Source organism: Bacteroides sp. MSK.18.37, assembly GCF_019129155.2.
In the GTDB taxonomy this organism is placed as follows: domain Bacteria; phylum Bacteroidota; class Bacteroidia; order Bacteroidales; family Bacteroidaceae; genus Bacteroides; species Bacteroides ovatus.
The window spans coordinates 953,302-965,529 of record NZ_JAHOIB020000001.1 but is presented as its reverse complement, the minus strand read 5'-3'; the positions used below and the strand labels follow the sequence as shown (position 1 = coordinate 965,529).

11 protein-coding genes are annotated in these 12,228 nt (G+C 41.1%); 5 read left to right on the top strand and 6 right to left on the bottom strand.

Annotation, left to right across the window (positions count from 1 at the left end; genetic code table 11):
* Positions 1–11 precede the first annotated feature (11 nt).
* From KSX81_RS04195 to gap, 4 genes are all read right to left on the bottom strand, one after another.
* Positions 12–461, bottom strand: a complete 450-nt coding sequence (locus KSX81_RS04195; protein ID WP_004320886.1) for a dCMP deaminase family protein — start codon at positions 459–461, stop codon at positions 12–14.
* Between the two features lie 8 nt (positions 462–469).
* A complete protein-coding gene (locus KSX81_RS04190) occupies positions 470–985 on the bottom strand; it encodes a DUF4847 family protein (RefSeq protein ID WP_004301774.1) in 516 nt (171 codons plus the stop codon).
* Positions 986–1,009: 24 nt separating this feature from the next.
* The gene (locus KSX81_RS04185; protein WP_004320885.1) at positions 1,010–3,070 is read right to left on the bottom strand and encodes a M3 family metallopeptidase; all 2,061 of its coding nucleotides are present in this window, start codon (positions 3,068–3,070) and stop codon (positions 1,010–1,012) included.
* A gap of 173 nt (positions 3,071–3,243) precedes the next feature.
* Positions 3,244–4,254, bottom strand: a complete 1,011-nt coding sequence (gene gap, locus KSX81_RS04180; RefSeq protein WP_004301776.1) for a type I glyceraldehyde-3-phosphate dehydrogenase — start codon at positions 4,252–4,254, stop codon at positions 3,244–3,246.
* Between the two features lie 142 nt (positions 4,255–4,396).
* Between gap and mscL the strand changes: the two genes are divergently transcribed.
* Both mscL and guaA read left to right on the top strand, forming a co-directional pair.
* A complete protein-coding gene (gene mscL / locus KSX81_RS04175; protein ID WP_004301777.1) occupies positions 4,397–4,843 on the top strand; it encodes a large-conductance mechanosensitive channel protein MscL in 447 nt (148 codons plus the stop codon).
* 131 nt (positions 4,844–4,974) lie between these two features.
* The gene (gene guaA / locus KSX81_RS04170) at positions 4,975–6,498 is read left to right on the top strand and encodes a glutamine-hydrolyzing GMP synthase (RefSeq protein ID WP_004304584.1); all 1,524 of its coding nucleotides are present in this window, start codon (positions 4,975–4,977) and stop codon (positions 6,496–6,498) included.
* A 93-nt stretch (positions 6,499–6,591) separates the two neighbouring features.
* Here guaA and KSX81_RS04165 read toward each other — a convergent pair whose 3' ends face one another.
* Complete coding sequence (locus KSX81_RS04165) at positions 6,592–7,260, bottom strand: Crp/Fnr family transcriptional regulator (RefSeq protein WP_004304586.1); 669 nt, start codon at positions 7,258–7,260, stop codon at positions 6,592–6,594.
* Between the two features lie 137 nt (positions 7,261–7,397).
* Between KSX81_RS04165 and KSX81_RS04160 the strand changes: the two genes are divergently transcribed.
* Positions 7,398–7,997 (top strand): MarC family protein, encoded by a 600-nt coding sequence (locus KSX81_RS04160; RefSeq protein WP_004301781.1) that lies wholly within the window; start codon positions 7,398–7,400, stop codon positions 7,995–7,997.
* A gap of 128 nt (positions 7,998–8,125) precedes the next feature.
* Here the strand turns inward: KSX81_RS04160 and KSX81_RS04155 are convergent, their stop codons facing one another.
* Positions 8,126–8,779 (bottom strand): rhomboid family intramembrane serine protease, encoded by a 654-nt coding sequence (locus KSX81_RS04155; protein WP_004320884.1) that lies wholly within the window; start codon positions 8,777–8,779, stop codon positions 8,126–8,128.
* Positions 8,780–8,992: 213 nt separating this feature from the next.
* Here KSX81_RS04155 and KSX81_RS04150 point away from each other — a divergent pair, with 213 nt between their 5' ends.
* Together KSX81_RS04150 and KSX81_RS04145 are read left to right on the top strand one after the other, a co-directional pair.
* A complete protein-coding gene (locus KSX81_RS04150; RefSeq protein WP_004301783.1) occupies positions 8,993–10,930 on the top strand; it encodes a glycogen debranching enzyme N-terminal domain-containing protein in 1,938 nt (645 codons plus the stop codon).
* 16 nt (positions 10,931–10,946) lie between these two features.
* Entirely contained in the window at positions 10,947–12,212 is a 1,266-nt protein-coding gene (locus KSX81_RS04145; protein WP_004301784.1) for a glycosyltransferase family 4 protein, read from the top strand.
* Positions 12,213–12,228: the final 16 nt, after the last annotated feature.

Here is a 12,228-nt window from a genome sequence, read left to right as displayed (position 1 = left end):
CGTTCGTCTTCTTATTTATTTGGAGAGGAATTGTTATCCAACTCAGTGTAGATAACTTCGATTCCCGCCCGTTTTAATAACTCTATTCCATCTTCCAGGCGGTAATGTTCGGAATAAACTACCCGTTTGATTCCTGCCTGTATGATTAACTTTGCACATTCGATGCAAGGAGAGGCGGTGACGTACATGGTAGCACCGTCGCTACTGTTGTTTGAACGTGCTATTTTGGTAATGGCATTGGCTTCCGCATGCAGAACGTATGGTTTTGTCAGGTTGTTTTCATCTTCACATACATTCTCGAATCCGGAAGGTGTTCCATTATATCCGTCGGAGATAATCATTTTATCCTTAACAATTAAAGCTCCTACTTTACGGCGTTGACAATAGGAATTTTCAGCCCATATACTGGCCATACGTATATAACGTTTGTCAAGTTCTAATTGTTTCTTTTCAGTGTCCATGTTGTTTACTATTTACTGCTTACTACCCGGAAAACCATACGGAAAGTTTGTTTACCGGATGCCGGTTTGTATAAAAGGTATAAGTTATTACTATCTCCTTCGTAAGATGTAGCTGCATTAAGCCCCTCTATAAAATTTTTGGCGAGTTTGTCGTCGCCATAACTACCTGCAGTGGTAACTGTAGCTTTGAAGCTATTGTTTTTGGCGTTGGCATTCCATTTTCCTTCAAAAGTACTGGTTGCAATTACAGTTCCTTTTATATTTCCGTTAATAACATCTCCATCTACTGTGCCATCAAATACAATATTATATGTACCGTTTTTATTAAGCTCTTTAATACTTGCTTTCTCTTGTTCTTCATTCTCCCAAAAGCCAAACATCTCATGACCTCCATCTACTGTGATATAATTTAGTTTCCAGGTTTTTCCTGTAAAGATAGCAGCTACATCGTCCGAATCATTACATCCTGAAAATAAAGGAAGCAATAAAAGCAATCCTACTATTTGAAATATACTTCTCTTCATATTTAATATCTAATAACTTAATACTTATTTCTTTATCCCATTTCTGATTAGCAAAGCATCAATGCTCGGTTCCTGTCCGCGGAAACGTTTATAAAGTATCATCGGATGTTCCGTTCCTCCTTTCGACAGAATATTATTGCGGAATGAGTCTGCCACTTCCTGATTGAATATCCCTTTTTGCTTGAATAATGAAAATGCGTCGGCATCCAATACTTCCGCCCATTTGTAGCTATAGTATCCGGCGGCATATCCACCGGCAAAGATGTGGGAGAATTGCGTACTCATACAAGCTTCTTGTACTACCGGCAATATTTGCGCATCCTTCCAGGCTTCTTGTTCATAAGCTTTCACATCTCCTTCAAAAGGAGTGTTGTGCGTATACCATGCCATATCAAGTAAACCGAAACTTATTTGTCGTAGACAAGCATACGCAACATTGAAGTTTGATGCATCTACAAGGCGTTTTATCAATTCATCCGGCAATACTTCTCCCGTCTGATAATGGCGGGCAAAGGTATTGAGGAAATCTTTCTCTATGGCGAAATTTTCCATAATTTGCGAGGGAAGCTCCACGAAATCCCAATATACATTGGTTCCACTTAAACTCCTGTAAGTAGAATTGGCAAACATACCGTGCAGACTATGCCCGAACTCATGCAAGAATGTTTCTACTTCATTGAAAGTCAATAAAGCGGGCTTATTCTCGGTTGGCTTGGTGAAGTTCATCACAACGGATACATGAGGGCGGCTGTTTTTACCGGTCTTTTTATCTATCCATTGGTCCTTATAACTCGTCATCCAGGCTCCGGCCCGCTTTCCCGGACGCGGATGGAAATCGGTGTATAAGACGGCTAAAAATTTACCGTCTTTATCAAACACTTCAAAGGCTTCTACCTCTTTATGGTAAACCGGAATTTCTGTATTTTTCCGGAAAGTGATTCCATATAACTTTTCTGCCAAGCCAAACACCCCTTTCTTCACTTGTTCCAGTTCGAAGTAAGGGCGGAGCATTTCTTCGTTGATATTGAATTTTTTGTCCTTTAGTTTATTTGAATAATAACTCCAGTCCCAAGGCATGACAACGAAATCAGCTCCCTGTTCTTCGCGAGCCAGTTCTTGTATCTCTTTATATTCTTGTTGTGCAGTAGGAGTGTATGCTTCCAGCAGTTGGTTGAGCAGCTTGTATACCGACTTGCTGTTTTCAGCCATTCTTTTCTTTAGCGTATATTCCGCATAATCTTTGTATCCCAGTAACTGGGCTATTTTCATGCGTGTATTGGCTATCTTTTTTACGATGTCGATATTATTGAATTCGTTATCGTGTGTACATTTGGTATTATAAGCCATATAGAGTTTTTGACGTAAATCCCGATTGTCAGAATACGTCATGAAAGGAATATAGCTCGGAGCGTGAAGTGTGAATGCCCATCCTTCTTTTTCTTCGTTCTTGGCCGTTTCTGCAGCTGCTTCTATGATAATTTCAGGTAGTCCGGCGAGGCTCTCTTTTTTCGTTAACAGCATTTGATAAGCATTCGTCTCTTTCAGGTTGTTTTCACTGAAGGTAAGCGTCAATTTACTCAATTCGGTAGTCAGACGACGGTATTCTTCCCGCGCTTCTCCTTCCAAATTGGCACCATGACGAACAAAACTGTTGTATGCATTTTCCAGTAACTGTTTTTGTTCCTGTGTCAGTTGCAAAGTCTCTTTTTGGTTATACACTTCTTTCACACGTGCGAATAACTTTTCATTCAGTGTGATATTATTGCTGTGTTCACTAAGCAACGGCATAATCTTTTGAGCGAGTTCTTGCAGATCGTCATTCGTTTCTGCGCTCAACATATTGCCGAAGACGGCAACTACTTTATCCAGTAATTCCCCTGATTCTTCGAAAGCTTCTATCGTATTGCTAAAATCAGCCTTTTCCGGATTCTGTATGATAGCCTCTATTTCAGCATTTTGCAGCTTGATTCCTTCGAGGATAGCAGGCTCATAATGTTCAGTTTCAATCCGGTCGAACGGCACGGTTCCGTGCGGCGTATGGTATTGCCCGTAGAAAGGATTCTGGGCGTTTGTTATATTGCTCATAGTGCAAACTAGTATCAATGTTATTAATAATCTCTCCATAGAAGTACAAAGCTACTAAAATTGTCGCTTATTCAACGGATAACACGTTGCTTTTTAACAATATATAAAATGAAATGTATAAAAAAACCGCTACGGTTTCCCGCAGCGGTTTTCTATATGGTTCAAGCTTCTAATTAAGCGTTAACTGATGCCATGTGAGCGATCAAGTCAAGAACTTTGTTAGAGTAACCGATTTCGTTGTCATACCAAGATACAACTTTAACGAAAGTATCAGTCAAAGCGATACCTGCTTTAGCGTCGAAGATAGAAGTACGAGCGTCACCTAAGAAGTCAGAAGAAACTACTGCATCTTCAGTGTAACCCAGGATACCTTTCAATTCGCCTTCAGAAGCTTCTTTCATTGCAGCGCAGATTTCAGCGTAAGTAGCCGGTTTAGCCAAGTTAACTGTCAAGTCAACTACAGATACGTCCAAAGTCGGAACACGCATAGACATACCAGTCAATTTGCCGTTCAATGCAGGGATTACTTTACCTACAGCTTTAGCAGCACCAGTAGAAGAAGGGATGATGTTGCCAGAAGCAGCACGACCACCTCTCCAGTCTTTCATAGAAGGACCGTCAACTGTTTTCTGAGTAGCAGTTGTAGAGTGAACTGTAGTCATCAAACCGTCAAGGATACCGAACTTGTCGTTCAATACTTTAGCGATAGGAGCCAAACAGTTAGTAGTACAAGAAGCGTTAGATACAAATTGAGTACCTTTTACGTATGTCTTTTCGTTTACACCGCAAACGAACATCGGAGTGTCATCTTTAGAAGGAGCTGACATTACAACATATTTTGCACCAGCTTCGATGTGAGCCTGAGCTTTGTCTTTGCTCAAGAACAAACCTGTAGATTCAACAACGTATTCTGCACCTACTTCATTCCATTTCAAATCAGCCGGATTTCTTTCAGCTGTGATACGGATAGCTTGACCGTTAACGATCAGTTTGCTGTTTTCAACATCTGCTTCGATAGTACCGTTGAACTGTCCGTGCATTGTGTCATACTTCAGCATGTAAGCCAAGTAATCAACCGGGCAAAGGTCATTGATACCTACGATTTGAATATCGTTTCTCTCCATTGCAGCGCGGAAAACGAAACGTCCGATACGTCCGAATCCATTAATACCTACTTTAATCATTTTGTTTAAACTTTTAAGGGTTTTATAATATTTGTTCAAATATCTCTCGACCTGCGCACTTGTTTTATTTTCAAATGCGGTGCAAAATTACAAAAATGTTTTTATATTCGCATATTAAATTCACATTAAATATTGAAAAAAGATGGGAAAGAGCACATTTTTACAGGACTTTAAGGCGTTTGCTATGAAAGGTAACGTCATAGATATGGCTGTCGGTGTAGTTATTGGTGGTGCGTTTGGAAAAATCGTATCATCATTGGTTGCTAATGTTATTATGCCTCCGATTGGTTTACTGGTTGGCGGTGTGAACTTTACGGATTTGAAATGGGTGATGAAAGCGGCGGAGATCGGTGCTGACGGTAAGGAGATAGCTCCGGCTGTGACATTGGATTATGGTCAGTTTCTGCAAGCCACCTTTGATTTTCTGATTATTGCTTTTGCTATATTCTTATTTATACGGTTGATTACGAAACTGACAACTAAAAAACAGGCAGAAGTGCCAGCTACTCCTCCGGCTCCTCCTGCACCAACGAAGGAAGAAGTCTTGTTGACGGAGATACGCGATTTGCTGAAAGAAAAGAATAGTTGATTCTAATTAAAATAAAGGAGATTCCAAGTATAAACTTGTGAATCTCCTTTATTTTTCTCTTCATTATTAATATAGATTGCGTACTTTTTTCTACTTTTGCAACTCAATTTATTCAAAATCCAACCATTGATATGCAGGAAAAAATAATAATTCTTGATTTCGGTTCGCAGACAACACAGCTTATAGGCCGTCGTGTACGTGAATTGGATACGTATTGTGAAATTGTTCCTTATAACAAATTTCCTAAAGAAGACCCTACTATTAAAGGAGTCATTCTCTCCGGAAGTCCTTTCTCGGTTTACGATAAAGATGCTTTCAAAGTAGATTTGAGTGAAATTCGTGGTAAATATCCGATATTGGGTATTTGTTATGGTGCACAATTTATGTCATACACCAATGGCGGAAAAGTGGAACCAGCCGGAACACGCGAATATGGACGTGCTCACTTGACTTCTTTCTGCAAAGATAATGTGCTATTTAAAGGTGTACGTGATGGATCGCAGGTATGGATGAGTCATGGAGATACGATTACTGCTATTCCTGATAATTTCAAGAAAATAGCTTCAACAGATAAAGTCGAGATTGCTGCTTATCAGGTAGAAGGTGAGCAAGTGTGGGGTGTTCAATTCCATCCGGAAGTATTCCATAGTGAAGACGGAACTCAAATCCTGAAGAACTTTGTGGTAGATGTTTGCGGTTGCAAACAAGACTGGTCGCCGGCTTCTTTCATTGAAAGTACGGTTGCCGAGCTGAAAGCGCAGTTGGGGGATGATAAAGTCGTTCTCGGTTTGAGTGGCGGAGTTGATTCTTCAGTTGCAGCAGTGTTGTTAAACAAGGCTATCGGTAAGAACTTGACTTGTATCTTTGTAGATCACGGTATGCTACGTAAGAATGAGTTCAAGAATGTGATGAAGGATTACGAGTGTCTCGGTCTGAATGTGATTGGTGTTGATGCCAGCGCAAAGTTCTTCGCAGAACTGGCTGGTGTGGCTGAACCGGAAAGTAAGCGTAAGATTATAGGTAAGGGCTTCATCGATGTATTTGATGTGGAGGCTCACAAGATAAAAGACGTGAAATGGCTGGCGCAGGGTACCATTTATCCGGATTGTATTGAGTCATTGTCTATTACGGGTACAGTGATAAAGAGCCATCATAATGTAGGCGGTCTTCCTGAAAAGATGAATCTGAAGTTGTGTGAACCGCTTCGTTTGTTATTTAAGGATGAAGTGCGCCGGGTAGGTCGTGAGCTGGGTATGCCGGAGCATCTGATTACTCGTCATCCGTTCCCGGGACCGGGATTGGCAGTGCGTATTTTGGGAGATATTACTCCTGAAAAAGTACGTATTCTGCAGGATGCTGACGATATCTTCATCCAGGGATTGCGTGACTGGGGATTGTATGATAAAGTATGGCAGGCAGGAGTTATCTTGTTGCCGGTACAGTCTGTGGGCGTAATGGGAGATGAACGTACTTATGAAAGAGCGGTTGCTTTGCGTGCTGTGACATCTACAGATGCTATGACAGCCGACTGGGCACATTTACCTTATGAATTTATGGGTAAGGTATCGAATGATATTATTAATAAGGTGAAAGGAGTGAACCGTGTAACCTATGATATCAGTTCCAAGCCGCCAGCAACCATTGAATGGGAATAATAACATTATCCATCATAAAAGTAGCCTCAACAGGAATTTCCGTTGAGGCTATTTTTATGATGGATAGTTTTTTTTTGATTGCTCAGTCCGTATCTACTCGCTTACCAGCTTTTGTGCGTCCGGAATAAGAATCTCTTTCCGGCGTAACTCTAATAATCCTTTGTCTTGTAGCTCGTTGAGTGCTTTCGATGTATTCAACCGGGTATCATCTAAGTAGCGGGCAAGGTCGTCCATTTTTACTTTGAATATCTTTTCTCCCTGCGCCTTTTCACAATGTAACAGGAAAAAGCGAATGATTTTCTCTCTTAAATCCTGTGTCGGCTCTTCCCATAAACGTGAGTAAAGATTTTGTGCCCGGTTACTTACGATGTTCATATAGTTCAGCCGGAATATTTCATATTTGAACAGGTCGCTAAGTACGAATGCTTTGCTGATACTGACGGTATGCGCTTCCGTATGTGCCACATAAGCAGAAGTGTAATGGGTATTCATGCCAAACAACGACTGTGGTTCCAGCAGATAAGGTGCTTCCATCTGTTCGATGACGGTGTATATATTTTCTTTGGAACTTGTGACGATAGAAACCTCTCCTTTTAATAGGAAGCAGAGTTGTTTACACGGACTACCACTCTCTATGATAGTTTCTCCCACTTTATGCTTGATAAAGTGTAGCTTGACCTTATCCAGAATACTTGTGAAATCTTCATGACAAAGACCTTGAAATAAAGGCAATTGGAGCAAAGTGTCGAACATTGTTTCCATATGTTGTAATCTCTTGTTAATCGTACAAATTTACTCATAATACAATACTGCTGTCAACATCTGACCGTTCTTTTTGTTTTTTTTATTGTTTGAATGCATAAAAATAGAGTATATTTGCAGAAAAAAAGGAGGGAATTATGTTCGCAGGCTTCAATTGGCAGCAGATGATTAGTGCGTTTATCGTACTTTTTGCCGTGATAGATATTATCGGCTCTATACCTATTATAATTAACCTGAAAGAAAAAGGGAAAGATGTGAATGCAATGAAAGCTACTGTCATCTCTTTTGCTTTGCTGATCGGATTTTTCTATGCGGGAGATATGATGCTGAAACTCTTTCATGTAGATATTGAATCGTTTGCAGTAGCCGGTGCATTTGTCATTTTCCTTATGTCTTTGGAGATGATTCTGGATATTGAGATTTTCAAGAACCAGGGTCCTATCAAAGAAGCAACTTTGGTGCCGCTTGTCTTTCCTCTGTTGGCAGGTGCCGGAGCTTTCACCACTTTGCTTTCTCTTCGGGCAGAATATGCCAGTGTTAATATCATTATAGCTTTAGTCTTGAATATGATCTGGGTTTACTTTGTAGTGAGTATGACCGGTCGTGTAGAACGTTTCCTGGGAAAAGGAGGCATCTATATTATTCGTAAATTCTTTGGTATCATCTTATTAGCTATTTCTGTGAGGTTGTTTACAGCCAATATAACGTTATTGATTGAGGCGTTGCATCGGTCTTGATTTTCTTATTAAATTGAAAGCTATTGTATCGGATGTGCCATCGTGTTGGCACAACTGTGACATGTCTTTGTCGCAATCGTGCCACTTTGATGTCACAAGTGTGCCAATGTGGTGGCACGAGTTGGCATTTATAACGTTTCTTCTTCTTCTGCTGCTGTTGTTTCTTCTTCTGTATTTTCTTCCTCTTCCATTTCGTCCGCAAAAGGTTCCGGGCGTTGCGGTCCGTGATTTACGAAAACGAAAGCACAGAGTGTTCCCATAATTCCTCCGCTAAGATGTCCTTCCCACGACATATTGGTGGGGGAGAAATAAGGAAACATATGCCATATAATCCCTCCATATAAAAAGGTAACGAGTAGAGAGATGGCAATGAGTGGAACATATTTGCGGAGAATACCACTGAAAAAGAGAAAGAAGGTAAGTCCGTAAATTAATCCGCTGGCGCCAATGTGCCATCCCGGTTTTCCAATCAGGAAAGTAAGTAGTCCGCCTCCGATCCAGATTAGGATAAAAATCTTACCTGCTATCCCCCGGTAAAAGTAAAAAAGACACCATGACAAGAAAAATAAAGGAATTGTATTTGCCAGTAAATGACTAAATCCGCTGTGTATCAATGGGTGAGTTAAAATACCTACCAGCCCCCGTTTCTCCATAGGATATACCCCCAAGCGAGAGAAGTTCCAGTCCATTCCGACTTCCATAATCTTGAGTATATAGAGAATAAAAATAAGAAACAAAGGCTTTGCTGCAGCCAGCATGATACGCTGAATATCTTGCTTCATGACATTCTTTTCTTTAGATATTTTACGCAATACTACGAATATTTGCACAAAATCTGAAAATAAAAAGCCTTTTTATTTTTGTTTTTATCTATAATTTGTACATTTGGGCGTTATACCCGTTGTATATGATGCTACAACCAATATATGCGGTATGTAACAATAAATAGATATACGATATAATGACCAATAATTAACCTTTAATAATGCACAACTATGAGTTATTTACGATTTGACAAGACCCTCATGACGAATCTGGAAGAGTCTCTTCAAAGAGAAATCCTCCGGACGAACAAAGCAGGAGCTTATCATTGTACGACGATTGTTGATTGTAACACACGCAAATATCACGGCCTGTTGGTAATTCCAGTTCCCAATATCGACGATGAAAATCATGTGCTGCTATCTTCTCTTGATGAAACGGTAATTCAACACGGTGCGGAGTTTAACTTGGGATTGCACAAATATCAGGGAAACAACTTTAGTCCTAACGGACACAAGTATATCCGCGAGTTTGATTGTGAGCATATCCCGGCAACAACTTACCGTGTCGGAGGTGTTATCCTCCGCAAAGAAAAAATCTTTGTACATCATGAAAATAGAATCCTGATTCGTTATACTTTGCTGGATGCGCATTCGGCTACGACTTTGCGCTTCCGCCCGTTCCTCGCTTTCAGGAGTGTACGTGAGTACACACATGAAAATGCGCAGGCAAGCCGCGAGTATCAACTTGTGGAAAATGGTATTAAAACCTGTATGTATCCCGGATATCCGGAACTATATATGCAGTTGAATAAAAAGTGTGAGTTTCATTTCATGCCTGACTGGTATCGGGGGATTGAATACCCGAAAGAACAAGAGCGTGGGTATGACTTCAATGAAGACCTTTATGTTCCCGGTTATTTTGAGGTGGATATAAAGAAAGGGGAGAGCATCGTATTCTCTGCCGGAACTTCAGAAGTGACTCCCCGTAGATTGAAACAAACATTTGAGGCTGAAGTGCTTGATCGTACCCCTCGTGATAGCTTTTACCATTGTCTGAAGAATTCCGCTCATCAGTTCCATAACCAGCAGGAAGACGAACATTATATTCTTGCCGGTTATCCGTGGTTTAAATGTCGTGCACGTGATATGTTCATTGCCCTGCCGGGACTGACGCTTGCACTCGATGAGGTCGACCAGTTTGAGGATGTGATGAAAACGGCGGAAAAGGCGATTCGCAATTTTATAAATGAAGAACCAGTAGGCTACAAGATTTATGAAATGGAGCATCCTGACGTTTTGCTTTGGGCTGTCTGGGCTTTGCAGCAATATGCAAAAGAAACTTCCCGTGAGCAATGTCGTCAGAAATACGGAGAACTCCTGAAAGATATAATGGAGTTTATTCGTCAGCGGAAACATGAGAATCTTTTCTTGCATGATAATGGATTACTTTTTGCCAACGGTACGGATAAGGCGATTACATGGATGAATTCTACAGTGAACGGACATCCGGTGATTCCTCGTACGGGGTATATTGTTGAATTTAATGCGTTGTGGTATAATGCGTTGCGTTTTATAGCTGATTTGGTGCGCGAAGGAGGAGACGTATACTTGGCGGATGAACTCGATGCGCAGGCAGAAGTAACCGGAAAGTCTTTTGTCGAGGTATTCCGTAACGAATATGGTTATCTGCTTGATTATGTAGACGGTAATATGATGGATTGGAGTGTACGTCCTAACATGATATTTACCGTAGCGTTTGATTATTCTCCTTTGGATCGTGCACAAAAGAAACAGGTGCTTGATATTGTGACCAAAGAGCTGCTCACTCCGAAAGGAATTCGTTCGTTGAGTCCGAAGAGTGGCGGATATAATCCGAACTATGTAGGTCCGCAGATACAACGCGATTATGCTTATCATCAGGGAACGGCCTGGCCTTGGTTGATGGGATTCTATCTGGAAGCTTATCTTCGAATTTATAAGATGAGCGGATTGTCATTCGTTGAACGCCAACTGATTAGTTATGATGACGAAATGACAAGCCACTGTGTTGGTTCCATTCCCGAGCTATTCGATGGGAACCCGCCTTTCAAAGGACGCGGCGCAGTATCGTTTGCGATGAATGTAGCAGAAATACTGCGTGTCTTAAAGCTATTGTCTAAGTATTATTAAAAAAGGAGGAACGAAGATGAAAGTTTTAATGTTTGGATGGGAATTCCCTCCCAAAATATATGGTGGTCTTGCGGTTGCTTCTTATGGAATAACTAAAGGATTGAGTCTGCAAGGTGATATGGAGACGATTTTCTGTATGCCTAAACCGAGCGGTGAAGAAGAAAAGTTCTTGAAAATAATCGGTATGAATCAAGTACCCATCGTGTGGCGTGATGTCAACTACGACTACTTGAAGTCCCGCTTGTTGGAAATGACACCAGAGGAGTATTATTCTTTCCGTGATCACATCTATGCCGATTTTTCTTATATGCATGTGAATGATTTGGGATGTATGGAGTTTGCAGGTGGTTATCCCGGGAACTTACACGAAGAAATTAACAATTTCTCGATCATTGCCGGAGTAGTGGCTCGTCAGCAGGAGTTTGATATTATTCATGCTCATGACTGGCTGACTTACCCTGCCGGCGTACATGCCAAGATGGTAAGTGGAAAGCCGCTTTGTATCCATGTGCATGCTACTGATTTTGACCGTTCTCGTGGCAAAGTCAATCCTACTGTTTATTCGATTGAGAAGAATGGTATGGATCATGCTGATTGTATCATGTGCGTATCCGAGTTGACTCGCCGCACTGTTATTAACGAGTATCATCAGGACCCCAGAAAAGTATTTGCGATGCATAATGCTGTTTATCCATTGTCGCAGGAGCTGTTGGACATTCCACGTCCCGATCATTCAAAAGAAAAGGTGGTCACTTTCCTCGGACGTATTACGATGCAGAAAGGACCGGAATATTTTGTAGAAGCTGCTGCACTTGTGTTGCGTCGTACTCGTAATATTCGTTTCGTCATGGCTGGCTCGGGCGATATGTTGAATGCCATGATTAACCTGGTGGCTGAACGCGGTATTGCTGACCGGTTCCATTTCCCGGGTTTTATGAAAGGTAAGCAGGTATATGAGGTTTATAAGAACAGTGATGTATTTGTCATGCCATCTGTCTCTGAACCTTTCGGTATTGCTCCATTGGAGGCTATGCAGTGTGGAACACCTTCCATTATTTCTAAGCAGTCGGGGTGTGGCGAGATTCTTGATAAGGTGATAAAAACTGACTACTGGGATATTCATGCAATGGCTGACGCTATCCATTCTCTTTGTACTAATCCGTCTCTTTTCGAATACCTCAAGGAAGAGGGAAAGAAGGAAGTAGATGGGATTACTTGGGAGAAAGTCGGCTTGAGAATCCGTGCTCTCTATGAGGCTGTGTTAAGAAACTATGGTAAATAACAAAACAATAAATAAA